The following is a 23,530-nucleotide window of genomic DNA, read 5'->3' on the forward strand; positions in this document are numbered from 1 at the left end:
GCGCGGTATTATCGCCGGGAGCGTCGAACAGACAGCCCGCTTGGACAACCCGAACGCTTCCGCACTCAGATTGCATTGGCTTCTCTGACCGTAAGTTGCCGTTCTGCTCCCAGAAACCAAGATTCTCCGGAAACGATCATACGGTTACCAGGCTCAAGATGATCAAAATCGAAATTGGAATCTGGACCAAGATTGGGGATTGAAATAACCGCCTGATACATGTTCCCGGCATTGTCGCGAACGGTAACTGTACTCCCATCCTTTTCAGGCTTAACCGAAACGATTTCTACTTCAACCTCGTTGAGTTCCACCTCGTCGTTGGCGGATGCTCGCGTCCCCGGCTGACAGGCTGTAACACTTAGAAGAACGAAAAATGTAACAATGGCTTTCATCAGTTTTTGCATGATGTTTTGTGATCTTCTGATTAGAGGCTTGAAGGCGATGCGTTTCATCTGACCCGTTGGCGTTTTGGCTGATCTATTGCGTAGACACGCTTATCGAGCAGAAAGTAGTATCAACCGCAACATATACGAGACCCTTTCGGATCAAATACTTGATAAAGGAAAATTTGGCTGGTTTTTAGTCGATCTATTAGTAACTTGCATACCGATCAGATTGTGGTTGTAATCGCTTTTTGCGGAAATTCTATTGGAGTGCAATCTTGATAATTCCGTTTCATGTTCGGGAAATGCTTCAACGCATCAGGGCACGATTTGACGCTGATCAGATACCGAAACAGATGGCACCAAATGATGCCGAGTTTTCAACACTGCGCCCGTCCCGCAAACCTACCAAAGAGATGGTCGAGCGCTTTTGGGAGCAGCTGAAACCCACAGCCAGCGACGAGGATCAAGCGCAAATCGCTGATCCGAAAACGGTAGAAGCTGTCGAAACCTATGGCACCAATATTGAGAACTTCATCGGGACGGTTAAGCTTCCTGTCGGGGTCATTGGACCTTTACGTTTGAACGGAATGAACGCAAACGGCGATTTTCATATCCCCCTTGCAACAACCGAGGCGGCGCTGGTCGCGTCTTATGCCCGGGGCGCTTATGCCGCCACCCGATCGGGCGGTGTCAGTACAGCTGTTTTGTACGAAGGTGTTCTGCGGACACCGGCGTTTGTTTTTGAGAGCCTTCTTAAGGCCGGGCAATTTGTGGATTGGGTTGTGACAAATGTCGACATACTCAAATCTGCGGCCGAAGCGACGACCCGTCATGGCAAGCTTGTATCGCTGGAGCCGTTCATTGATACAAACGTCGTTTTTTTGATTTGCCGCTACACCACAGGTGACGCAGCGGGTCAGAATATGGTGACCATCGCCACCGACGCCTTGTGCCACGCAATCGCGGATAGCTGCCCTGTCGCGATTGAGAACTGGTATGTCGAAGGTAATTTCTCGGGCGATAAAAAGGCTTCGGCGCTGGGGCTGGTGACGGGGCGCGGGCGTAAGGTCAGCGCCTCGGTCACGCTTCCGGCTGAGGTTGTCAAAAAGACGCTTGGAACGACGGTCGAAGCGATGCTTGACTATGGCCGTGTCGCCAATCTGGGGGCGCTTTTGTCCGGCCAATTTGGGGCGCAGGCGCACTATGCCAACGGGCTGGCGGCATTCTACATTGCAACCGGACAGGACGCGGCCTGCGTTGCCGAAAGCGCGATGGGAATCACGCGAATGGAACCAAGGGGCGACGATCTTTTCTGCTCGGTGACACTTCCGAACATCTTGGTTGGCTCGGTCGGCGGGGGCACTGGATTGCCCAGCCAGGCAGCAGCGCTGAACATACTCGGCCTACGGGGCAGCGGGTGTGGCACAGCTTTGGCTGAAGTGGCCGCGGCCACGTGCCTGTGCGGTGAAATCTCCATCGTCGCCGCGATTGCTGCGGGCCATTTCACCCGCGCCCATGAAAGTCTGGCCCGACACAGATGAGCATTCAGAACCGATTCTGGATTTATCAATCCGAGCGTTTTCCACTGAAGAAAACCGTCCCTCTGTTGCTGGTGTTTTCCTCGGCCAGTATCTGCGTGTCCGCCCGTCTCGCAGACCGCCCCCTGCCCGAATGGCCCGCCTTTGCCGCCGGCTTTGTGCTGGCTATGGCGTTGTTCTTCCAGATGCGGGTCTGTGACGAGTTTAAGGACGCCGAAGACGACCGGCGCTACCGGCCCGAAAGGCCGATCCCACGCGGATTGGTTTCAACCGGTGAAGTTCTAAGCCTGGGTTTACTGACCATTCCACTGGCATTTGCGGCTGCCTGGTTCTGGTACCCGTCGGTTTTGTGGCTGTTGGGCGCGGTTTGGATCTGGCTCGCGGCGATGACGGTCGAATTCGGTGTCCCGGCCTGGCTGAAGGCGCGGCCGGTTTTGTACCTGCTAAGCCATATGGCGATCATGCCCTTGATTGATCTGTTGCTGACCGGCCTCGAATGGCTGCCGGCAGGCGGGGCGGCGCCCTCTCTGTGGCTGTTCCTGGCGTTGTCTTTTGTGAATGGCTGCGTCCTTGAGATCGGGCGCAAACTGTGGGCTCCTGAAAACGAGATTACCGGTGTCGACACCTATTCCGCCCTATGGGGTCCGCGTCGGGCGGGGCGTATCTGGATCGGCTGCGTTCTGCTGTCCTTCGCGCTTCTTGTCGGCACGGGCAGCGCCACGGGCGTTGGCTGGCCAAGCGCCCTTATCGGCGCGCTGGCGCTGGTTCCCTGCGGGGCTGCCGCATTCCGCTATAGTCAGTCACCAACTGAGAAAGCACAGAACAGGATGGACACTGTTTCCGGCCTGTGGGTGTTTTTCTGTTATGCCACGGCTGGTTTCCTGCCCTTCTTGTTCGGAGCCGCTGTATGACTTCCATCGTCGCCCAAACGGATGCCAACGATGTCTCGGTTGTCGGAGGCAAAGCGGCGGCACTGTCACATCTGACGCAGCACGGTTTTTCCCCGCCCGAGTTCTTTGTCATCACCAAAGACGCATTTCGCATGGGGCAATCCGGGCCCATCGCGAAAAAGGGCCTGCGATCGGCAGTGACCGCCGCGCTTAAAACACTCGGGCCCGGGCCTTACGCGGTGCGCAGCTCTGGCCGGTCCGAAGATGGCGCGGATCACAGTCACGCGGGACAGTTCGAGTCTGTCCTGAACGTTCCGGGCAAAAGTGTTATCGCGGCTGCCAAGCAGGTTTGGCAATCCGGTTTCTCGGCAACGGTCGAAACCTACCGGGCGGTCAAATCCGGCGGCCAAGCCGAGGCTCCTGCGATCATCGTACAATGCATGGTCGATGCACAGACGGCCGGTGTCGCCTTTTCCGCCGATCCGGTCAGTGGTCGGCGCAATGTGGTCGTGATCTCGGCCATTGAAGGCCTCGCAGAACAGCTTGTGTCAGGTGAAGCGGACGGAGAGGACTGGATCATCGGTGCGGATGGCACACCGGAAAGCGCACCAGACACCCCAACGCATTTGACCGTAAACGAGGCGCAATCCATCGCGGCCCTTGCCCAAAAGGCCGAAGCTCTGTTTGGATCACCTCAGGACATCGAATGGGCCATTGATGCGCAAGGGCTACATATTTTGCAGGCCCGACCGATCACCACGGCCTTACGTCCTGAGCCGTTCGAAGACCAGACACTTACTATTTTCGACAACTCCAATATCGTCGAAAGCTATCCGGGCATCGTCAGCCCGCTGACCTATTCTTTTGCTCTGCATGTGTATTCTCAGGTGTATCGCGCTTTCGTCGGGCTGTTGGGCGTGTCGCGGCACACGGTTGCCCGGAACCCAACTGTGTTTGACAATTTGCTGGGGCGGGTGGACGGGCGTGCCTATTACAATCTGATCAACTGGTACCGCGCGCTGGCGCTGCTACCCGGGTTTTCGCTGAACCGCGACTATATGGAAACGATGATGGGCGTTTCTGAACCGATGCCGCGTGAGGTCACGGATGCTCTTGCTCCGCCAGCCACCACTGGCTGGACCAGGGTCGTGGAATACGCGAAACTCGCCAAGGTTGCGGGCGGTCTGATCTGGCAGGCTATCCGGCTGCCGCAAACCCGGCGCGATTTTAATCACAGGCTGAACGACATATTGCAGGCGGGGCTGGATGTGGACGCCTCCAACGCTACCGAGCTGGCGGCCGAGTACCGGCGCATCGAAAGCACCTTGCTGGATCGTTGGGACGCCCCACTGATCAACGATTTTCTATGCATGATTGCCTTTGGCGGCTCGCGCAACCTGCTGCAAAAGTGGCAGGGCGAGGACGGGTTAACCCTGCACAATGACCTCATGATCGGGCAAGGCGATATCGTTTCGGCAGAACCCGCTCAGCGCATTGCCCAAATAGGAAAGCTGGTTCGGGAGGCAGGTCTTGCTGCAACTTTGAAGGCCAACGCGCAGTTGTCGGTTTTGTCCGGGCACCGGCAAATCGAAGCCGAGGTTGATGCGTATCTTGAGAAATTCGGCGACCGGTGCACCGAAGAGCTCAAGCTGGAAAGCGTTCCGCTGCGCGACGACCCAACCAGCCTTTTGCTGGCGATTGCAGCCAGCGCCGAGCGTCCCCCGTCTGGGCGTCAGGAAGGCGCTGAACCGGACTGGCAAGCTCTGTTTCCAGCAACCCCCCTCAAACGGCAGTCGGCCAAATGGATTCTTGGCTGGACCAAGGCGCGTGTGCGCGACCGCGAAAACCTGCGTTTTGAACGCACGCGAATCTTTGGTTATGCACGACGTGTGTTTTTGGGCATCGGCCGGGAATTCGCCGCCCACGATCTGCTTTCATCACCAAAGGATGTTTTTTTCCTGACAACACATGAGGTTCTCGGAGCAGTCGAAGGCTATAGCCTGTCACCTGATCTGAAAGGCATCGTTGCGCGGCGCAAACAAGAGGATGAAGCCTCATCCCGACGCCCCGACCCGCCGGAACGCATCGAAATCCGTGGTCCCGCCATCGCGCCTATCTGGTCCGACAACGCGGAACTCGAGGTGGACACGGCACGGGCGAAGCACGGCACGGGCTGTTCCGCAGGACAGATCAAAGCGCGTGCGCGTGTGATCCGTGATCCACGCACCGAGGCCCTGGACCCCGGAGATATACTGGTGGCGCGCCACACCGACCCGGGCTGGATCGCCGTATTCTCAAACGCATCGGCAATCGTCGTCGAGCGGGGATCTCTGTTGTCACATTCGGCCATTGTGGCGCGTGAACTTGGTATCCCCTGCGTGGTTGGCCTGAAAGGCGCCACGCACTGGATCGAAGATGGCGAGATGATCTCGGTCGACGGGGCAAGCGGCGCGGTGGAGCGGTGCGATGGGTAGCAGTGAGATTGAGGATAAAGCGGATTTCGACTATGTCCGCTATGCCCAACTGTGGGAGGACGCAGATGTCCTGACTTCTGCACTAGGCGATTGTGCGGGCAAAACATTGGTGTCCATCTGCTCGGCCGGAGACAATGCGCTGGCTATGCTGACACTCGATCCCGTGCGCGTCGTGGTTCTGGACCTGTCACCGGCACAGATCGCCTGCCTCAAACTCAGAATCGCGGCCTATCAGCGGCTGACTCATTCCGAATTCATCGAACTTACTGGCTCGCGCCCAAGTACCCGACGGGGTACATTGCTGGGCCGGGTTTTGGACGCCACAGATACCGACACACGCGCCTTCTGGGAGGCTCTGACTCCGGAGGTCAAAAAACACGGCATTGGGGGCGTCGGCAAATTTGAACGCTATTTTCGCATTTTTCGGACCCGGCTTTTACCGCTGGTGCATTCACGCCGAACCATCGACGAAGTGTTCACTCCACGCAGTCCAGAAGCACGACAAACTTTTTTCGACGCGCGGTTCAACACATTCCGTTGGCGTCTTTTGCTGAACATCTTCTTTTCTCGCTTCGTCATGGGGCGCATGGGCCGGGACAGCGCATTTTTCGATCATGTCGAAGGCAGCCCGGCGCAACATGTCGCCCGCCGCATCCGTCATGCGGGGGTCGCCACCGATCCTTCGCAAAATCCCTATCTGCATTGGATTCTCAAGGGCGACCACGGTGACGCGCTGCCGATGGCGTGGCGCCCCGAGCATTACGAGACAATCCGATCCCGATTGGATCGTCTCGACATCCGCCTCGGGTCGCTCGAGGCATTTGTATCGACCGGTGAAAAAGCCAGCGGGTTCAACCTGTCGGATATCTTCGAATACATGTCGCCTGAAAGCTTCCCGCAAGTCTACGGCTCTATCCTGACCGCCGCAGAGCCACACGCCCGACTGGTCTATTGGAACATGATGGCACCCCGGCGGGTTCCGCCGGAATACAGAAGCCAGATAGGCACACTGACCGACATCGAAACCCAGCAGAAAGCCCGTGACATGGCATTCTTCTATTCGGATTTCGTCGTTGAAGAGGTGCAGCCGTGACGGTTCCTGGGCAGGTTCTGCTGGCGGCGGGGTCCGTATTGGCTCTGGTCGGAGTAATGATGGTCATCCGAAGTCTGGCCAACACGGCGGGTTTGAGCGCCGAAGTGCAGCGCAAGCTGATGCATGTCAGCACGGGCCTCTTTGCGTTGCTGTTGCCCTGGCTCTTTCCTGATCGCTGGCCGGTTTACATGCTGATCGCAGCCACAATGCTGGTGATGCTTGTGCTGCGCCTGCCGCGTTTTTCATCGGGTCTTGGCGCGACCCTACATGGGGTTGAACGCACATCCTACGGTGACTTTCTACTCGCCTTGTCCGTTGGACTTTGCTTTTTGCTGGCGGGCGAAAACATACTGTTCTACTTGCTGCCAATTGCAGTTCTGACACTCGCGGATGCTGCCGCAGCGCTTGCCGGGACCGCGTATGGAACCAAACGCTACGTGGTGGAAGATGGCGACAAGAGCCTAGAAGGGTCAGTGGTGTTTTTTGTCGTAACGCTATTGGTTGCGATCATCTGCTTCTTATTCTTGTCGAAACTCCCGCCATCTAACGTCATGATGTTGTGTCTTATGGTTGCGGCCTTTGGCACATTGGTCGAGGCGCAAAGTTGGCGGGGTTTTGATAACTTGTTCCTGCCGCTTGGCTTGCTAATTTTTCTGAACGGCCACTATCACAGCTCTTTGGCAGAGCTCGCCCTGTTGGCCGCCATGTTCTTTGCCGCCCTTGCCAGTTTCGGCGTGGTGGGAACCAAGCTGGGCCTGACCAAGCATACGACCCGAGTGTATGTTGTCGCGGTTTTTTTGCTGCTTGCGGCCGCTAAACTGCAGAACACAGTACTGCCGATTATGGTTCTTGCCGCACATGGCTGGGCGCGCACCGCTTCTCCTTGTGACAGTAAGTACCCCGATCTGGATATCGTAGCCGCATTAGGGTTTTTGGGATTCGGGTGGCTTGCGGCAGGAAATGCAACGGGATGGGATGCGATTTCTTTTTTTGGGCTCAGTGCGATGGGGTTGGCTATGGGGCTCACTGCTGTGGCGCTGTGTGCCAATCCTATTGCGATACCGTTTGCTGCGGCTTTCCTGTTCATAATTAGGACTTGGGCTGTTTCCCAGAATTCTGAACAGTCGAACTGGGCTGAGCCGCTGACGGCTCTGACCCTGCTCTCACTGCTGTGCACAGTCGCGGTTCCATTGGCCCGGCCACACTGGTTCGAAAAAGACCGGGTTCTTAGGTTGACGCTGTTGGCCCTCGCCCTGCCCTTGCTCTACTATGTTTGGGTCGTTGCTGGATCGCTTGGAGCGGGGTTCTTTGCCGGAGTTGTTTCATGACCAAAGAGACGATCAAAACCGCTGATGCAAAGCTGACCGTGTATCTGAACGGCCCAAACTGGGACGGCGTTCCCACCGCAACCTTCGGTGATTTTTCCTGCAAAACCCCCGAGGCCGGAGCCGAGATCCTGCACAAGGGGATACGGCGAGTCAGAGACGCGGGCCTCGACCGGATCATCGGGCCGATGTCCGGCGATACCTGGCACAGCTACCGGTTTGTCTCGGGCAGCGACGGGTCTGCTTCGTTCCTGATGGAACCCACCAACAAACCTCATGAGCCCAAGGTGTTCCGGTCGGCCGGATTTAAAGAGATCAGCCGGTACTTCTCGGCCCGAGTGCCGCTGCAGGCCGCCGCCCGGTCGGCACCGCCGGAAACCGAAGGGTTCGTGGTGGAAGAGTGGGATGGAACAGATCCCGAGGCCCTGTTCCGCCAGGTATTCGAACTTTCAACCCGGGCATTCTCAAACAACGCATTCTATAAGCCGATATCTGAGGCGGACTTCCTGGCCATGTATATGCCGGTTGTGCCAATGATGAAGCGCGAGCTGATCCTGTTTGCGCGCCGCCGCGACGGGTCATTGGCCGGGTTTCTGTTCGGCATTCCCAACTATGCCGAAGGCCCCGATCCGACATCCGCAATCCTTAAGACCTATGCAAGTCTCGAACCCGGCGCCGGGCGGCATCTGGCACACAGGTTCCACAAGACGGCATTCAGCATGGGGTACGACACAGCCATTCATGCGCTGATCCATGATGACAATAACTCGGCCGACCGCAGTGCCGCGGAAGGTGCAACGATTTTCCGGCGATATTCCCTGCTTGGGCGGAAGCTGAATGGCTGACCTGCTCGCCCATTTCTCGGCTGCGGTTGAACGGTTTCCGGACAGGACCGCAATAGTGGACGGCAAGGGCCGCCAGATAAGTTTTCAAACACTGCACATGCGGGTTCAGCACTTGGCAGGTAGGTGGCAGGACAAGGGTATCCAACCAGGTGATCGCGTGCTTTTGGCCATGCCTGTCGATGCGGACCTGTATGCAAGTCTGGCCGCCCTATGGTCCCTTGGCGCCACCGTAGTCTTGCCGGAACCGGCCATGGGGTTGGCCGGTCTGCGCCACGCCGCCCGGACCACGAATCCAAAAGCGTTCTGTGCAGCGGGCGCGTATTCTTTGCTGAAGTTTCTGTTTCCAAACCTTTGGTCCCTACCTCTGCTGAAGCCGGGGGAAAGTCGCTGCGATCCGGTGGTCCACAAAGTTCAACCGGAGGATATCGCCCTTATTTCTTTTACCTCCGGGACGACGGGCCAGCCGAAAGCCATTCCCCGCTCGCATGCGTTTTTGATGGCGCAACACGATGCCATCGCACCCCTCCTTAACAGCGATCAAGTCGAGCGCGATCTGGTGGCCTTTCCGGTGTTCACACTGATCAATCTGGCGGCTGGGCGCACAAGTGTTCTCCCGAACTGGAAGTTGAGCAAGCTGGACCGCTTGTCGCCGGAACAGTTGGACAGCTGGATCCATGTGCAGCAAATCACCCGAACCCTCATCCCGCCGTCACTTTGTGAAAAACTTGCTCAATCCGGCGACACCGGTGCGTTGCGCACGGTGTTCACGGGCGGTGGCCCGGTGTTCCCGGACCTGGTGGAGACGTTGAGAACCCGGCACAAGCTTTCGGTTATTTGCGTCTACGGATCGACCGAGGCTGAACCGATTGCCCATCTCGACGCCAGGGACATCTCGGAGGAGGATTACCGTCGGATGTCCGGTGGCGATGGGCTTCTCGTCGGATATCCAGTGCCTGAGATCAAGCTCCGTATTTGCGACAATGAAATTCAGGTCGCAGGGGCACATGTGAACAACGGTTATCTTGATCCGGCCCAATCAGTGGAAAACAAAATTAAAGAAGGCGGCGTCGTTTGGCACCGAACCGGTGACGCTGGCACGTTGGACGAGCACGGTCGATTGTGGTTATGGGGACGGATGGGGTCCGAAATTGAAGTGCACTCGGGTTCATTATTTCCCTTCGCAATCGAAGTCGCGGCAAGGCAATGGCCAGGTGTAGAACACTGCGCACTTGTGAATACGAAAGCAGGCCCGGCGCTTTGCATTCAAGGGTTCCCTGCTCAAGTTGAGGCTTGGAGTAGTTGTGCGCTTAGTTTTGGTGTTCCCAAGGTGATTTCAATTGACAAAATCCCCATGGACAAGCGTCACGCCTCCAAGGTCGATCGCGCGAAACTTGAACGCTTCTTGGGTTCTTAACGAAAAATGGGCCGAAACCGCACCGTTTTCAGTTGGCTTGAATTTCAGACCTGAGTGTCCGCGCCTGTACAGCGAGAAATTGGGCTTCGCTAGCGCGGTGAACGGCAGCTTCGCGGCCTTTGTGCAGAATGTGTCTGCTTCCGGCCCAATTCCGCCTCGGATTTTAGCGAATAATCAAGCTCACCTGCTGTGCTGTCCGCATGACGGCGTGTTATTGCCACCTGGTTCCATCAGATCGGCGCAGGCTGGCTCAAACCCCCGAATTGAAATGAATTTCTGGGAATTCCCCTTTGATCACCGATAATTTACCCTCATCTAAGCGGCACATATTTCAAGGAGAACCCCATGTCGCGTACTCTCATATTAGCTGTTATCGTCGCCGGACTTGGCGCCGGAGCTTACTATTATCTCAATCAACCCGAACCCACACCTGCCGAACAACTGCAATCGGCGGCCCAAGAAGCCGGTGAGGCTGTGAACGATGCCGTAGAAGCCGCGACCGAGCAGGCGAGCGAAGCCGCATCTTCCATTGCAGACCAAGCCAACGAAGCGGCCGAGCAAGCCGGACAAGCAGCTACTGATCTGGCCAACCAGGCCGGAGATCAGGTCGCCGCTTTGGCCAATCAGGGGCAAGATCTGCTGAATTCCTGGATCGAAGAAGGTACGCTTTCCGTCCAGAATTTTGACTATGACGCCATGGTGACTTCGGTTCAGGACAGCCAGTTGTCGCAGGACCTCAAAACAAAGGCTCTGGGTATCCTGGATGAAATCAAAGCATCCCCTCAGTTGATTGCCCAGAAGATCGAAGAGCTCCGTGTGCTTTTGACCGGACAACAATAATTTCCAAGGGCCGTTCGGAATTGAGCGGCCCTTATTCCATACGGCGCGCACGCTCCCGCAACGTCAGACGCAACTCTGATTGACGTCCCAACACCCGTTTGATTGGCTGCCCCTAAATCCAACGCAACACCATTGGCAACAGACCCGTTCTGTGCGGTGTCCGCACAGGAGATAGGAAACAAAATGACCACCCTGCCCCCAAACATGTTCGCTGTCATTCAAACCCATGACGGTTATTCCGGATCGGCCACCGGTCCGTTTATCGAAGATGCCGCCGATTGGCTGGCCGAGGCCGAGCTTCCTGTGCCCCAACCCGGCCCCGGTCAGGTCCTGATTAAATTGCGGGCATCGTCGGTGAACCCGTCCGACATCCACTTTATCAAAGGCGAATACGGGCAGCCGCGTGTAAAAGGCACGCCCGCCGGGTTCGAAGGCTGTGGCGACGTGGTGGCCACCGGCGCCGGTGCCGAAGCATTGCAGGATCAACGGGTTGCCTTTGTGGCGGCTGGTTCCGGGGCGTGGGCGGAGTATGTCGTGACGCAGGCGTTGATGTGCATCCCACTGCGACCCGATATCTCGGACGAAGATGGTTCCGCCCAGGTCATCAATCCCATGACTGCGATGGCCATGGTGGACATCGCGCGGGGTGCGGGCGATGCTTTTGTCGTTTCGGCGGCCACCAGCCAGTTGGGCAAACTCATGTGCTCATTGGGGCGCGATTTGGGACTGAAACCCATCGCAATCGTGCGTCGGGCCGAGGCAGTTGAATCCTTGAAGGAACTTGGCGCTCATGAGGTCTTGGTCACGTCCGACCCGGACATGATACAGAAATTCGCAGCGCTCAGCATGGAACTAAAACCACGTGTCTTTTTGGATGCCGTGACGGATCAGGTTTCCGAGCAGATTTTTTGTTCGATGCCCAACGGTGCACGGTGGGTCATCTACGGCAAGCTCAGCCCCGAATTGCCAAAACTGACACAGACCGGTCAGTTGATCTTTATGGGCAAGCGGATCGAGGGGTTCTGGTTGACCAAGTGGATGACGTCAACGCCTCCGGCGGACCAGATGAGAGTTGTTGGAGAAGTACAGGCCCGGTTTGCTGACGGACGCTGGAAAACGGATGTTTCTGAACGGCTTGGCTTGCGCGATGTGGTGGCAAATCTGGCCAATGCTCTGAAAAAGAGTGACGGGAAGGTGATTATCACGCCATAGTAGAACAAAGCCCCGGACGAAGGAGGATGTCCGGGGCGTAAGGAACGCCGGACATACCGGCATGGGAGGACAGACTTGGATAACGCGCAGCTGCTGATCAGCGGGCTGGCGAATGGCTGTGTCTACGGCCTGATCGCGCTTGGCTTTGTGCTGATTTACAAGGCCACCGAGGCGGTGAATTTCGCGCAAGGCGACTTCATGATGCTGGGCGCCTTTGTGACAATCGGGCTTACGAATACCGAATATATGGGCCTGCCTTTCTGGTTGGCTCTTCCGATTTCGCTGGGGATCATGGGGGCGTTGGGTTACCTGGTGGATCGCCTGATCATTCGCCGTTTGTTTGGGGAAAGCCAAACAGCTGTCGTCATTCTGACCATCGCTTTGGGGTTCGTAATCCGGTTTGTGGCCGGGCTGATCTGGGGGCACGAGCCGCAGACACTTCAAAACCCATTGGCAGGCAAAGAAGTTCGGTTTGGAGGGCTGGTGCTGGGGATGGAGGACGTCGCCGTTATTGTCGTTACCATCCTTCTGACCTGGGGTCTGTATGTTTTCTTCAGCCGGACCAAATTGGGCCTGGCGATGCAAGGCGCGTCACAAAACCAGTTGGCAGCATATTACATGGGCATCCCGGTAAAGCGCGTTCAGGGTTTCATCTGGGCTTTGGCTGGGGTTGTCGCGGGGATTGCAGGGATCTTGTTCGCGGCCAAAGGCTCGGTTGATCCAACCACAGGTTTGCTTGGCATCAAGGCCTTTGCCGCAGCCGTTATTGGTGGTTTCGGCAGCCTGCCCGGTGCCCTCGCAGGCGGGCTGATCGTTGGGGTAATTGAACCCTTTGCCAGCCGTTACATCGCAGCAGGATACAGTCAGATCGCGCCTTATGCGCTGCTCTTGGCAGTGTTGGTTTTCCGCCCCAACGGGCTGTTCAGTCAGGTTCGGGTCAAGAAGGTTTAAGTCATGCGGATTGTGTTCAAAACCAACTATATGCAGGATATCCGACCTTGGAAGGACACCTATCAGCTGTGCCTGTATATGATCTTACTGACAGCCGTCGCAGCCGCGCCGTGGTGGCTGGATGATTTCTATCTAGGCGAGCTGACAAACGTGCTGATATGGGCCATAGCGGGACTCGGTCTGATGATCTTAACAGGTCACACCGGTCAGGTCAGTCTGGGTCACGCAGCTTTTCTGGCCTTTGGGTGCTACGCCAATGTCATCCTTTTGGAAGCGGGCGTACCATTTCTGATCGCCTTTCCGTTGGCTGGCATCCTAACCGGATTGGTTGGCGTGACCGTAGCAATCCCGGCCCTGCGGCTGCATGGCATTTACCTTGCGATCTTCACCATGGCCCTGTCCATCCTGATGGATGACGTCATTGTTCTGGCCGAGCCGATCACAGGCGGGGTCGCGGGTAAATATCTGGGCGGTGTCGAAATATTCGGGTTTCTGGTCGACCGCTGGGGCACTCCGGTTCAGTTCTTCTGGCTGGTCCTCAGTGTGGCGGTGTTGGTCACACTTGGCTACATCAACCTGTTGCGGGCACCTTTAGGACGCAGCTTTATCGCTGTGCGCGACTCAGAGGTATCGGCGCAGGCAATGGGCGTGGATATTGCCAGGACCAAGATGATCTCATTCGCGTTGTCCTGCGCTGTCAGCGGATGGGCAGGCGCGCTGATGGGCATGTTCTCGGGCGCATTCAACAATGAGACATTCAGCGTCCTGATTTCAATCCAGTTGCTGATGATGATCGTGATCGGCGGTCTGGGGTCCATCCACGGCGCGTTTCTTGGCGCCATTGTGATAGGGTTCCTGCCTCAGTTCTTATCTATCTCCAAGGAATACGTGGGTGCCCTTTTCGGTGGCAACACCGTCGCCATTCCGGGGCTGGAATTTGGCATCTTCGGAATGATCCTGATCGCCTTCATCCTTTTTGAACCGATGGGTCTGTACGGGCGCTGGCTGAAAATCCGGACGTGGTTCGAACTGTTTCCGTTTTATCGGAAAGACATGTTCAAACGTCAAAAATCCTATCTCAAGACGGAGCGCCTGAGATGAGCTTGCTTGAGTTCGAAAACGTCACTCTGAAATTCGGTGGACTGACGGCTGTCAACGAACTGTCTTTCGAGGTCGAAGAAGGCGAGGTTTTTGCTATCGTCGGACCAAATGGTGCAGGAAAATCCACCGTCTTCAATCTGATCTCGCGTTTCTACGACCCTTTTGCCGGGTCGATCCGGTATAACGGTCACGACTTGCTCAAGGCCAAACCGTCCGGCGTGGCCGCATATGGTGTGGCGCGGACATTTCAAAACATCGAACTCTTCGAGCATGCGACGGTCCTGCAGAACCTCCTTGTCGGACGGCACCGTCACCGCAAAACCAACATGCTGTCCGAGGTGTTGTTTCTGCCCTCCGCGCGGCGGCAGGAATTGGAGAACCGCGAAAAAGTAGAGGAGATCATCGACTTCCTCGACCTGCAGGCATTCCGCGACAAGATGATCTCTGGCCTGCCCTATGGCGTGCGAAAGGTTGTCGAGGTGGCACGTGCTCTGGCCACCGATCCAAAGCTGCTTTTGCTGGACGAACCAGCCTCGGGTCTCTCGGTCGAAGAAACAACCGACATGCGCTGGTGGATCGATGATATCCGGCGGCAGATGGGGATCACGGTTTTGATGGTCGAGCATGATATGGGGCTGGTTTCCGGCGTCTCGGATCGCGTTCTGGCAATGGCGGACGGCGCAAAACTGGCGCTGGGAACACCTGCTGAGGTTCAGTCGCACCCGGCGGTGGTCGAGGCCTATTTGGGGAAAGCCTCATGAGCGAGCCGATCCTGACAATCCGCAACATCGAAAGTTTTTATGGTCCGATCATGGCGATCCGGGGTGTTTCTCTGGATGTTCATCAGGGCCAAATTGTCTCGATCCTTGGCGCCAATGGCGCGGGCAAGACCACGCTGATGAAAACCGTTTCTGGCGTGATGGATCCGGAAAAGGGCAAGATCACGTTTGAAGGCGACGAAATTCAGGGGTCCGAGCCACACAAGGTCGTGCAGAAAGGCATCGTTCATGTGCCCGAAGGGCGTGAGGTGTTTCCACTGCTGACGGTCGACGAAAACCTCAGCCTCGGGGCCTATACCCTGAAGGACAAGGGTCAGATCGATCACGATCGGGATCTGGTGTTCTCATACTTTCCGATCCTCAAGGAACGTCGCAACCAAGAGGCGGGAACATTATCTGGCGGGCAGCAACAGATGCTGGCAATCGGCCGTGGCTTGATGGCCAACCCAAAGATCATGCTGTTGGATGAACCCTCGCTTGGCTTGTCACCGCTGCTGGTTCAGGAGATTTTTGGCATCCTCAAGCGACTGAATGACGAACAGAGCATGACCATGATGCTGGTCGAACAGAACGCCAACGCCGCCCTGGAACTGGCCCACCATGGCTATGTGATGGAGGTCGGACGCATCGTCATGGACGGCGCAGCAGATGTTCTGATGCGGTCAGAGGACATCCAGAACTTCTATCTGGGCGTGCAGGAGGAAGGCGCACGCGAAAACCGCCGCTGGAAACGAAAAAAGACGTGGAGGTGAAACAGATGAACATCAGCACCCTGCCCCCTCAGATCACGGTCAACGGCGTTCGCCTGAACGCAACCCCCGGCCAACGCCCGGTTTGTGTCGACGGAAGCACCACGATTTGCGAACTGTTTCGGAACCGCTGCGCCGAGCTTGGCGATCGCACAGCGCACCGTGAAAAGGACCTTGGCATCTGGAAGTCGTATTCCTGGGCGGACTATTGGCAGCATGCCAAGTGGATTGGGCTTGCACTGCGCAAATTGGGACTGCAACGGGGCGAGGTTGTATCGATCCTGTCAGAGGACCGCAAGGAATGGGCCTGGTTCGACATGGGCATTCAGGCCGTTGGTGGCATCGCGTCTGGTGTCTACACCACCGACTCGGCCAACCAGCTAAAATACCTGATTAATGACAGCGACAGCCGCTTTCTGATCGTCGAGAATGAAGAGCAACTGGACAAATTTCTGCAGGTCGAAGACGAGGTTCCCGGCCTTCTGAATGTCATCATTCTGGACGATGAGGGGCTGCACGATCTGGACCATGCGCGCTGCATGATGATCGACGCGTTATATACTTTGGGTCAGCAGGCCGAGGCTGAAGAACCCGATCGCTTTGAGGCCGAGATAGCTCTGGCATCACCGCAGGACACTGCACTTCTGATTTACACCTCGGGCACCACAGGAATGCCGAAAGGCGCGATGCTGAGCCACGAGAACATCTTGGCCGCGATTGAATGCGGGGCCCATGCGCTGCCCGCGCTCGAGTCTGACGAACAGCTTTGCTTTCTGCCGCTGTGCCATATTCTTGAGCGGGACGTATCAATCTATTTCCCACTGGCTGCAAAATGCGTCATTAACTTTGCCGAAAGCCCCGAGACGGTGTTTGCGAACTTGCAAGAAATCTCACCGTCGACCTTCACGGCCGTTCCACGGGTTTGGGAAAAGATCTATTCGTATGTTCAGATCATGACGCAGGACGCAACGCCCACCGGTCGCGCAGCCTTTGGCATGGCGCTGAGAGCAGGGTTCAAGCGCGCGGAATACATATTGGCTGGAAAACCCGTCCCTGCTGGCGTTGCTGCACAGTTCTGGGTGTGGGACAGGCTGGTTCTGCGTAATTTGCGCCGTATGTTGGGGATGGACAAGATGCGGCGTGGCGGTTCGGGCGCGGCCCCGATTTCGACGGACCTGTTAAAGTGGTACTGGGCCATTGGTGTGCCGTTGGTCGAAGGGTTCGGGATGACCGAAACCTCGGGCTTGGCGACGCTTAACACAATCGAAAACAACAAGGTCGGAACCATCGGACGCGCCGTTCCTGGAAATGACATCCGGATATCCGACGACGGTGAGATTCAGCTAAAGGGCCTCAACATTTTTCAGGGTTATTGGCGCAATAACGCAAAAACGGCCGAAACTTTCACTGCCGACGGATGGCTGCGAACTGGCGACCTCGGGCATATTGATGAGGATGGCTACGTCACCATCTCAGGCCGAATGAAAGACATCATCATCACTGCTGGCGGCAAGAATATCACCCCGGCCGAGATCGAAAGCCGGTTGAAATTCAGCCACTACATCTCGGACGCGGTGATAATCGGTGACAAGCGAAAGTTCCTGACCGCGCTGATCATGATTGATCAGGAAAACGTCGAAAAATTTGCGCAGGATCGGAAAATCCCCTTTTCAAATTTTGCATCCCTCTGTGCGGCCCCTGAAATCAAAGATCAGATTCAGGGGGAAATCGACGCGGTGAATAAGGATTTTGCACGGGTCGAGCAGATCAAGGACTTTCGCCTGATTGATGTACTTCTGACCGCAGATGACGATGAACTGACCGCAACAATGAAGCTGAAACGCAGTTTTGTCGAAAAGAAACACGGCCATCTTATTGAAGGCATGTACAGTTAATAAAAGAGATAACCTAAAGGGAGGAGAAAGATGAAGAATGTGATCATGCGGCTGGCGGCGGCCACCGCCTTGACGGCTTCGGCGACCCTTGCCAATGCACAGACCCAGGGTGTCACGGATGATGAGATTATCATCGGGTCGGTCAATGACCTGAGCGGTATCTTCGCAGCCGTCGGTGTTCCGGCGACCAAGGGTGCAAATGTGGTGTTTGACCGCGTGAACGCTAATGGTGGCATACACGGGCGGACGATCCGCTATGTTGTTGAGGACAATGGGTATCAGATGCCGCGTGCGATGCAGGGCTATAACAAGCTGCTGAACCGCGACAAGGTGTTCGCAATGCTGCAGTCGCTAGGAACGCCGATGAATGTCGCGGGGTTCAAGCTGTTGGATCCAAAAGGTATTCCCAATGTTGCCCCTTTGTCTGCTGCACGGCAGATGTTGCAGGAGCCGATGGACAACAAGTTCACGGCCTTTTCCACATATTTTGACCAAAGCCGTGTCGGTGTGAAATATCTCGCTGAGCAGTTTGGTGGTCAGTCTGTGTGTTCGATGTATCTGCCAACCGATTTTGGTGAGGAGATCGTCGAAGGCACCAAGGCCGGTGCCGAAGAAGCCGGGATCGCTTTCGTCGCTGAGACCACGCACAAACCCGATGAAACGGATTTCGTGGGCTCACTCAGCAAGTTAAAGGAGGAAGGCTGCGATATCGTAACGATCGCTCTGGGCGTACGACAGGCTATCACAGTTGTCGGCACGGCCAAAAAGATGGGCCTTGCAGATATGAAGTTCCTTGGCACCTCGGCCAGCTTCCTGACCGTCGTCGCGCAAGTGCCGGGCGGTGTGACCGACGGTTTTTATGCCGCCGCATCCTGGCAGGATCTGTGGTCCCGCGCGGAAGATCCCGCCCCTGCCGCCTTTATCGAAGAATATAAAGCGGCAACCGGTGAAGATCCCGTCGGGTTCGCAATGCTGGGATATTCTGCTGCTGAAACGATGGTCAAAGCGCTTGAGGCTGCTGGCCCCGATCTGACTCATGAAAGCTTTATCGCGGCCATGGAAACGCTGGACTATCAGGATGAACTGGTTGGAAACCACATGACTTTTGGACCTGATGACCATCAGGGGGCCGACTCAGTGTACGTGAGCGTTGTCGAGGATGGCGCCTGGAAGATGGTGTACGAAGAATAACCGTACACGCATCCCAAACGAAAAAGGGCTCGCAACTGCGAGCCCTTTGAATTTGTGCACTCGGCAGCGAATTAACGCTTCGAGAACTGGAACGAACGACGCGCTTTGCGCTTACCGTATTTCTTACGTTCCACAACGCGGCTGTCGCGGGTCAGGAAGCCAGCAGCTTTCAGAGCACCACGCAGCGACGGATCGTACAGTTGCAGCGCTTTCGAGATGCCGTGCTTGACCGCACCGGCCTGACCGGTCAGGCCACCGCCTTTGACGGTTGCGACAACGTCGAATTCACCTTCAACACCGGCAACCTGAAACGGCTGGCGCAGGATCAGCTGCAGAACGGGACGCGCAAAATACTTGTCCTGGTCCTTGCCGTTCACGGTGACCTTGCCGGAACCCGGCTTGATCCAAACGCGGGCAACAGCGTCTTTACGCTTGCCGGTGGCATAAGAACGACCCAGCTCGTCACGTACGGGTTCACGCACGATGACTTCTTCGGCCACAACCTCAACGCCTGCAACGGCGCTCAGCTCTTCGAGAGTATTGATCTGATCAGCCATGGTCATTAGCTCCGGGTGTTTTTCTTGTTCATGGATGCAACATCCAGAACTTCGGGCGCTTGCGCCTCATGGGGATGCTCGGCACCGGCATAAACGCGCAGATTGGTCATCTGCTGACGTGCCAGACGGTTGCCCGGCAGCATGCGCTTGACCGCTTGGGTCACGACGCGCTCGGGGTGCTTGCCTTCAAGGATCTGCTGCTTGGTGCGCGACTTGATGCCGCCTGGGTGGCCAGTGTGCCAGTAGAAGTTTTCTTCGCGCTTCTTGCCGGTCATCTGGATTTTGTCGGCGTTGATCACGATGACATTGTCGCCCATGTCCATGTTCGGGGTGAACGACGCTTTGTGCTTGCCACGCAGGCGCATGGCGACGATCGAGGCAAGACGGCCCAGAACAACGCCCTCGGCGTCGATCAGGATCCATTTCTTGTCGATGTCTGCAGGTGTTGCAGAAAAGGTTTTCATGGCAGGATAGTCCTGTTTGATGTGAAAGACCGCCCACAAACGGAGCGGCCCGAATTCGATGTTGGGTATTTAGATGCAGGCGTAATGCGCGTCAAGAACGCTGAAACTTATTTTAATAAGCAATTACAGTATGTTATAAAATAGGTATTATTTTACCCCACAACTCAACATATAAACCGCAATACATGATTGAACGTTAATTAACCCGACAAGATCCGGAAAGGGAGATATTGCGCAACGAACTGGCAGCAGACCGTAAACGACTATGGGGCAGCATGGAAAGAACCTAACCGGACGAAACGGCTTGAGATATTGGCTGGGTGCTTTGCTGAAGATGGCATCTATGTCGATCCCATGGCCGAGGTCAAAGGCCGCACAAACCTATGCGATCATATCGGAGAGGTGGCGCAAAGCACGGGCGGAATGCTTGAGTTGACCAGCAAGGCCAATGGCCACAACGATGTCATTCACTTCACATGGCGACTGGTTGGCCCGGACGGCAGTGTAGTTGTCGCCGGCCACGACTTTGCGCATTTGGATGATGAGGGAAAGATCTCACATCTGGCCGGGTTTTTCGGCGACCCCGAACCAACGAGCTGAGTCTTTAAACGCTGATCTGTTCCGGCGGATTGTCCAGAAGCGCCCGCAGGCGCTGCATCGCGGCCTCGAACCGCTCCAATGACACGTGCCCGTTCATCGCAATGCGTACAGCGTTGGGGGCACGTCCGTCCCGCAGCGCGAACTCATCGGCAGAACGTAACTGAATGCCTTCGCGTTCAGCGGCACGGCTGAATGCGGCGGCACGCCAGCCCGACGGCAAGTTCAGCCAAACAAACGGCACGTCGGGCGCCCAGTTCAGATCAAAACCGCCAAGCGCGTTGACCGTCACCCGGACATAATCGCCCATCCGGGCGCGGACGTCCCTCGCGATCTGCCGTGTCCGTGGATCAGACAACAACAGCCGGGTCAGCTCTGCAAGCGGTTGTGCCAAACCGAAATAGCCGTATTCGGCTGAACGCCGAAGATCGACGCTGCGTTCGCGCGGAGCGATGGCGAACCCAACGCGCAGGGCTGGCGTCAGGATCTTTGAGATCGACGAGACATGCCAACCTCGTTCAGGCGCCAATGCACGATAGCTGGGCTCGCGGGCATCCCCCATCCGATAACAATCGTCTTCAATGATCTGCAAATCATGGCGGCGGGCGACTTCCACAACCTCTTTTCGACGCTCCAGCGGCGTATGTGTACCGGTTGGGTTTTGCACCTCGGGCGAGACGCAAACCGCTTGCGCCTGGGTCTGACGCAAAATGTGATCCATAGCCTGAGGGTCAACGCCCCACTTGTCCATCTTCACGCCGACAACCTCGGCTCGCATCAACTCACCTGCCCGACGGAAACCGGCATATGACAGATCTTCAACCAGAACGACCGGCTTGGGGCCGCGCAGGATCGTCTGAAACACAAGGCAAAGACCATTTTGCCCACCATGCGTCAGAACCACATCATCATGGGTCACTGCGCCAAGCGGCAGATCTGAGAGCCATTCAACGACCGCCTGCCGCATGGGTTGGTACGCATCGCGCGTCGGGTAATTCATCAGCAAACGCGGATCGGCTTGGGACACTTTCTTAAGACATTCCCTGATCAATGCCACCTGCCCCACGTCCGGTAATCTGGGGCTGAACAGGCTGACATCGGCGTTGTACTTGTCGTCGCGCAGGTGAAGTTGTATTGCCCACACATCGTCCAGCAAAGGTGATTTTGGAGGGGCGACAAATGTACCACGTCCAACCTCGGCTTGTAGCAAGCCTTCTTCCGTCAGAATCGTATATGCCCGGGCAACCGTGCCGGGCGTTATTTGTAACCGATACGCAAGCTCCCGGACTGGAGGCAGTTTAGATCCTACCTCCAGCGCTTTGTTCTCAATCGCTTTTCGTATTGTGTCGGCGACCAGTGTGTACTTGGGACCTTTGGATTTTGGTAACGCCTCTGGCCAAATTGTATCCATTACAATTCTTCCTTTGCTTTTGACACAATCCTGAATGTATCACACACATGTACCGAACATTAGTACTTTGTGTCAATACAATTTGAAAGGATACCCAAGATGACACGCCATATGCACAACCCCGCCCTCATGCTGCTGAACGATAGCCCTCGGCTGCCGATGATCGCCGCGCTGGCCGTGCGGTTTGCGGCGACTGTCACACAGTGGGAACGACAGCGCCGCAGCAGGGTCAACCTGTCAAAGCTGGATGATCGCATGCTTAAAGATGTCGGCCTGACCCGCCCCGCGGCCGACCGCGAGATCAAACGCTATTTCTGGCAGTATTAATTATCCCCAGTCCCTATAGGGACCTCTTCCTAGGCCGGGTTTCATACCCGGCCCTTTTTTATCCAAACGCCGATGCTGCAGACCCCGCAGGTGGCAATGAGTAGGTCATCGTAGCCCGCGCAACGGGTTTGTCTGAGCCTTCCGAGAACATCAGAACATCGCCTACCGCAAGCGTTTTGCCCAGTTTTAGCAAGCTGCAGCGCGCGATCATATCGTTGGCCCCATCGGGTTTGCGCATGAAATCCATCGAACACCCCGTCGTCACCGCCAGCGACTGACGTCCTTTCAATGCAAGGATCATTGCATAGACGCTGACATCGGCCAGACCGAACATCGACGGGCCTGAAACTGTCCCCCCTGGCCGCAGATGCCTGTCCCCGACCTTCAGCCGCATGGTGATTGAGTTTTCATCCAGGCTGTCGATGACAAAGTCCTTCTCGACCTGTGGAAAAACCTCGACCAGATAATCTGACAGTTGTTCGCGGTTCAAAACCAACGACATACTTCCCCTCCTCGAATTGCCACCCTAGAGTTGGCCCGACATCAGATCGGAGAGCAAGATGGGAATTCTGGAACGTAACGACATGAATGGCGTTGCCCGGTTGAAAATGAACGCGCCAGAGCGCTTGAATGCCCTGAGCGAAGAGATGCTGGCAGCACTTCAGGCTGAATTCGACGCCTTAAGCAACGACTCGAGTATTCGCGCTGTGATCCTGTCCGGCGAAGGCAAGGCGTTTTGCGCAGGTCACGATCTGAAACAGATGACTGCGGGACGTCAGAGCGAGGATGGGGGAAAAGCCTACTTCCAGGACTTGTTCGCGCAGTGCGCCAAAATGATGCTGTCGATTCAATCTCTGCCCCAACCCGTGATCGCGCAAGTCCACGGCATCGCCACGGCCGCCGGCTGCCAACTGGTGGCCACTTGTGATCTTGCGATTGCAGCCGAAGGCACGCGCTTTGGTGTAAACGGGGTCAATATCGGGTTGTTTTGCTCGACCCCTATGGTGGCCCTCAGCCGGAATATCCCCCGGAAACAGGCATTTGAGATGTTGACGACAGGCGCGTTCATCTCCGCAGAACGCGCGACAGAGCTGGGCCTGGTCAATCGCGCAGTACCCGAAATGTTGTTGGAACATGAAACGATGGCGCTGGCCGAACAACTGGCGGACAAGCTTGGATCAGCGGTCAAAGTGGGCAAACAGGCCTATTACAAGCAATTGGATATGCCGATCGAACAGGCCTACGCCTATACCGGCGAGGTGATGGCACAGAATATGATGCATCGGGATACCGAAGAAGGAATATCTGCATTTATCGAAAAAAGACCGCCAAATTGGGAACAATAACGAGATTATTTAAGGAAATTTTCGCGACTGTTCGCAATTTAGTCCTTTTCAAAAGGGCCACACTGTGGCAAAGCTGAGACATGGCTTAGGCCCAAATACGCTTTTGGGTCGCTGTAGGCGGAAGGTCCCTCCAAGCTGGTTTCTC

The 23,530-nt window shown here is 56.3% G+C and carries 23 protein-coding genes; 18 read left to right on the top strand and 5 right to left on the bottom strand.

Annotated elements, in window-relative coordinates:
• Positions 1 to 65: 65 nt before the first annotated feature.
• Positions 66 to 452: a hypothetical protein gene (locus AC2FI9_RS01575; RefSeq protein WP_496764930.1), complete on the bottom strand. Its 387-nt coding sequence runs from the start codon at positions 450 to 452 to the stop codon at positions 66 to 68.
• Positions 453 to 739: 287 nt separating this feature from the next.
• Between AC2FI9_RS01575 and AC2FI9_RS01580 the strand changes: the two genes are divergently transcribed.
• From AC2FI9_RS01580 to AC2FI9_RS01650, 15 genes are all read left to right on the top strand, one after another.
• Positions 740 to 1,927, top strand: a complete 1,188-nt coding sequence (locus AC2FI9_RS01580; protein WP_496764933.1) for a hydroxymethylglutaryl-CoA reductase — start codon at positions 740 to 742, stop codon at positions 1,925 to 1,927.
• On the top strand, positions 1,924 to 2,835 hold the full coding sequence (locus AC2FI9_RS01585) for a UbiA family prenyltransferase (RefSeq protein ID WP_496764938.1): 912 nt from the start codon (positions 1,924 to 1,926) through the stop codon (positions 2,833 to 2,835). Before AC2FI9_RS01580 ends, AC2FI9_RS01585 begins: the two co-directional genes overlap by 4 nt.
• Entirely contained in the window at positions 2,832 to 5,288 is a 2,457-nt protein-coding gene (locus tag AC2FI9_RS01590; protein WP_496764940.1) for a PEP/pyruvate-binding domain-containing protein, read from the top strand. Before AC2FI9_RS01585 ends, AC2FI9_RS01590 begins: the two co-directional genes overlap by 4 nt.
• Positions 5,281 to 6,381 (top strand): BtaA family protein, encoded by a 1,101-nt coding sequence (locus AC2FI9_RS01595; protein WP_496764943.1) that lies wholly within the window; start codon positions 5,281 to 5,283, stop codon positions 6,379 to 6,381. The genes AC2FI9_RS01590 and AC2FI9_RS01595 overlap by 8 nt, the downstream gene beginning before the upstream one ends.
• Entirely contained in the window at positions 6,378 to 7,709 is a 1,332-nt protein-coding gene (locus AC2FI9_RS01600) for a hypothetical protein (RefSeq protein ID WP_496764946.1), read from the top strand. The genes AC2FI9_RS01595 and AC2FI9_RS01600 overlap by 4 nt, the downstream gene beginning before the upstream one ends.
• Positions 7,706 to 8,551 (top strand): hypothetical protein, encoded by an 846-nt coding sequence (locus AC2FI9_RS01605; RefSeq protein WP_496764952.1) that lies wholly within the window; start codon positions 7,706 to 7,708, stop codon positions 8,549 to 8,551. Before AC2FI9_RS01600 ends, AC2FI9_RS01605 begins: the two co-directional genes overlap by 4 nt.
• The gene (locus tag AC2FI9_RS01610) at positions 8,544 to 9,965 is read left to right on the top strand and encodes an AMP-binding protein (RefSeq protein WP_496764956.1); all 1,422 of its coding nucleotides are present in this window, start codon (positions 8,544 to 8,546) and stop codon (positions 9,963 to 9,965) included. Before AC2FI9_RS01605 ends, AC2FI9_RS01610 begins: the two co-directional genes overlap by 8 nt.
• A gap of 345 nt (positions 9,966 to 10,310) precedes the next feature.
• Positions 10,311 to 10,805, top strand: a complete 495-nt coding sequence (locus AC2FI9_RS01615; protein WP_496722821.1) for a hypothetical protein — start codon at positions 10,311 to 10,313, stop codon at positions 10,803 to 10,805.
• A 183-nt stretch (positions 10,806 to 10,988) separates the two neighbouring features.
• Positions 10,989 to 12,017, top strand: a complete 1,029-nt coding sequence (locus AC2FI9_RS01620) for an alcohol dehydrogenase catalytic domain-containing protein (RefSeq protein WP_496764959.1) — start codon at positions 10,989 to 10,991, stop codon at positions 12,015 to 12,017.
• A 75-nt stretch (positions 12,018 to 12,092) separates the two neighbouring features.
• The gene (locus AC2FI9_RS01625; protein WP_496764962.1) at positions 12,093 to 12,968 is read left to right on the top strand and encodes a branched-chain amino acid ABC transporter permease; all 876 of its coding nucleotides are present in this window, start codon (positions 12,093 to 12,095) and stop codon (positions 12,966 to 12,968) included.
• 3 nt (positions 12,969 to 12,971) lie between these two features.
• On the top strand, positions 12,972 to 14,069 hold the full coding sequence (locus AC2FI9_RS01630) for a branched-chain amino acid ABC transporter permease (RefSeq protein WP_496764964.1): 1,098 nt from the start codon (positions 12,972 to 12,974) through the stop codon (positions 14,067 to 14,069).
• A complete protein-coding gene (locus AC2FI9_RS01635; protein ID WP_496722814.1) occupies positions 14,066 to 14,830 on the top strand; it encodes an ABC transporter ATP-binding protein in 765 nt (254 codons plus the stop codon). Before AC2FI9_RS01630 ends, AC2FI9_RS01635 begins: the two co-directional genes overlap by 4 nt.
• On the top strand, positions 14,827 to 15,600 hold the full coding sequence (locus AC2FI9_RS01640; protein WP_496722812.1) for an ABC transporter ATP-binding protein: 774 nt from the start codon (positions 14,827 to 14,829) through the stop codon (positions 15,598 to 15,600). Before AC2FI9_RS01635 ends, AC2FI9_RS01640 begins: the two co-directional genes overlap by 4 nt.
• Before the next feature lie 5 nt (positions 15,601 to 15,605).
• Positions 15,606 to 17,492, top strand: coding sequence for an AMP-dependent synthetase/ligase (locus AC2FI9_RS01645; RefSeq protein WP_496764966.1), 1,887 nt, complete (start codon positions 15,606 to 15,608; stop codon positions 17,490 to 17,492).
• 30 nt (positions 17,493 to 17,522) lie between these two features.
• Positions 17,523 to 18,683 carry an ABC transporter substrate-binding protein gene (locus AC2FI9_RS01650; protein ID WP_496722807.1) on the top strand — a complete coding sequence of 387 codons (1,161 nt, stop codon included), beginning with the start codon at positions 17,523 to 17,525 and terminating at the stop codon, positions 18,681 to 18,683.
• A 71-nt stretch (positions 18,684 to 18,754) separates the two neighbouring features.
• Here AC2FI9_RS01650 and rpsI read toward each other — a convergent pair whose 3' ends face one another.
• Together rpsI and rplM are read right to left on the bottom strand one after the other, a co-directional pair.
• Positions 18,755 to 19,240, bottom strand: coding sequence for a 30S ribosomal protein S9 (rpsI, locus tag AC2FI9_RS01655; RefSeq protein WP_058271904.1), 486 nt, complete (start codon positions 19,238 to 19,240; stop codon positions 18,755 to 18,757).
• A gap of 5 nt (positions 19,241 to 19,245) precedes the next feature.
• Positions 19,246 to 19,704, bottom strand: coding sequence for a 50S ribosomal protein L13 (gene rplM, locus AC2FI9_RS01660; RefSeq protein ID WP_496722805.1), 459 nt, complete (start codon positions 19,702 to 19,704; stop codon positions 19,246 to 19,248).
• A 213-nt stretch (positions 19,705 to 19,917) separates the two neighbouring features.
• On the opposite strand from rplM, the gene AC2FI9_RS01665 reads away from it, so the two are divergent.
• On the top strand, positions 19,918 to 20,304 hold the full coding sequence (locus tag AC2FI9_RS01665) for a nuclear transport factor 2 family protein (protein WP_496765347.1): 387 nt from the start codon (positions 19,918 to 19,920) through the stop codon (positions 20,302 to 20,304).
• A gap of 4 nt (positions 20,305 to 20,308) precedes the next feature.
• Here AC2FI9_RS01665 and AC2FI9_RS01670 read toward each other — a convergent pair whose 3' ends face one another.
• On the bottom strand, positions 20,309 to 21,712 hold the full coding sequence (locus AC2FI9_RS01670) for an aminotransferase-like domain-containing protein (protein WP_496764968.1): 1,404 nt from the start codon (positions 21,710 to 21,712) through the stop codon (positions 20,309 to 20,311).
• Between the two features lie 99 nt (positions 21,713 to 21,811).
• Between AC2FI9_RS01670 and AC2FI9_RS01675 the strand changes: the two genes are divergently transcribed.
• Positions 21,812 to 22,039, top strand: coding sequence for a DUF1127 domain-containing protein (locus tag AC2FI9_RS01675; protein WP_108858650.1), 228 nt, complete (start codon positions 21,812 to 21,814; stop codon positions 22,037 to 22,039).
• A gap of 58 nt (positions 22,040 to 22,097) precedes the next feature.
• On the opposite strand, the gene AC2FI9_RS01680 is transcribed toward AC2FI9_RS01675, so the two are convergent.
• Positions 22,098 to 22,541 (bottom strand): PaaI family thioesterase, encoded by a 444-nt coding sequence (locus tag AC2FI9_RS01680; protein ID WP_282118460.1) that lies wholly within the window; start codon positions 22,539 to 22,541, stop codon positions 22,098 to 22,100.
• Between the two features lie 58 nt (positions 22,542 to 22,599).
• Here AC2FI9_RS01680 and AC2FI9_RS01685 point away from each other — a divergent pair, with 58 nt between their 5' ends.
• Positions 22,600 to 23,385: an enoyl-CoA hydratase gene (locus tag AC2FI9_RS01685; RefSeq protein WP_282168336.1), complete on the top strand. Its 786-nt coding sequence runs from the start codon at positions 22,600 to 22,602 to the stop codon at positions 23,383 to 23,385.
• Positions 23,386 to 23,530: the final 145 nt, after the last annotated feature.

It is taken from the genome of Ruegeria sp. CDSA246 (assembly GCF_059611225.1).

Bases quoted from the DNA above. Each gene is read 5' to 3' on its own strand.
- AC2FI9_RS01575 (WP_496764930.1), bottom strand. From the start codon at position 452: ATGAAACGCATCGCCTTCAAGCCTCTAATCAGAAGATCACAAAACATC.
- AC2FI9_RS01580 (WP_496764933.1), top strand. From the start codon at position 740: ATGGCACCAAATGATGCCGAGTTTTCAACACTGCGCCCGTCCCGCAAA.
- AC2FI9_RS01585 (WP_496764938.1), top strand. From the start codon at position 1,924: ATGAGCATTCAGAACCGATTCTGGATTTATCAATCCGAGCGTTTTCCA.
- AC2FI9_RS01590 (WP_496764940.1), top strand. From the start codon at position 2,832: ATGACTTCCATCGTCGCCCAAACGGATGCCAACGATGTCTCGGTTGTC.
- AC2FI9_RS01595 (WP_496764943.1), top strand. From the start codon at position 5,281: ATGGGTAGCAGTGAGATTGAGGATAAAGCGGATTTCGACTATGTCCGC.
- AC2FI9_RS01605 (WP_496764952.1), top strand. From the start codon at position 7,706: ATGACCAAAGAGACGATCAAAACCGCTGATGCAAAGCTGACCGTGTAT.
- AC2FI9_RS01610 (WP_496764956.1), top strand. From the start codon at position 8,544: ATGGCTGACCTGCTCGCCCATTTCTCGGCTGCGGTTGAACGGTTTCCG.
- AC2FI9_RS01615 (WP_496722821.1), top strand. From the start codon at position 10,311: ATGTCGCGTACTCTCATATTAGCTGTTATCGTCGCCGGACTTGGCGCC.
- AC2FI9_RS01620 (WP_496764959.1), top strand. From the start codon at position 10,989: ATGACCACCCTGCCCCCAAACATGTTCGCTGTCATTCAAACCCATGAC.
- AC2FI9_RS01630 (WP_496764964.1), top strand. From the start codon at position 12,972: ATGCGGATTGTGTTCAAAACCAACTATATGCAGGATATCCGACCTTGG.
- AC2FI9_RS01635 (WP_496722814.1), top strand. From the start codon at position 14,066: ATGAGCTTGCTTGAGTTCGAAAACGTCACTCTGAAATTCGGTGGACTG.
- AC2FI9_RS01640 (WP_496722812.1), top strand. From the start codon at position 14,827: ATGAGCGAGCCGATCCTGACAATCCGCAACATCGAAAGTTTTTATGGT.
- AC2FI9_RS01645 (WP_496764966.1), top strand. From the start codon at position 15,606: ATGAACATCAGCACCCTGCCCCCTCAGATCACGGTCAACGGCGTTCGC.
- AC2FI9_RS01650 (WP_496722807.1), top strand. From the start codon at position 17,523: ATGAAGAATGTGATCATGCGGCTGGCGGCGGCCACCGCCTTGACGGCT.
- rpsI (WP_058271904.1), bottom strand. From the start codon at position 19,240: ATGGCTGATCAGATCAATACTCTCGAAGAGCTGAGCGCCGTTGCAGGC.
- rplM (WP_496722805.1), bottom strand. From the start codon at position 19,704: ATGAAAACCTTTTCTGCAACACCTGCAGACATCGACAAGAAATGGATC.
- AC2FI9_RS01670 (WP_496764968.1), bottom strand. From the start codon at position 21,712: ATGGATACAATTTGGCCAGAGGCGTTACCAAAATCCAAAGGTCCCAAG.
- AC2FI9_RS01675 (WP_108858650.1), top strand. From the start codon at position 21,812: ATGACACGCCATATGCACAACCCCGCCCTCATGCTGCTGAACGATAGC.
- AC2FI9_RS01680 (WP_282118460.1), bottom strand. From the start codon at position 22,541: ATGTCGTTGGTTTTGAACCGCGAACAACTGTCAGATTATCTGGTCGAG.
- AC2FI9_RS01685 (WP_282168336.1), top strand. From the start codon at position 22,600: ATGGGAATTCTGGAACGTAACGACATGAATGGCGTTGCCCGGTTGAAA.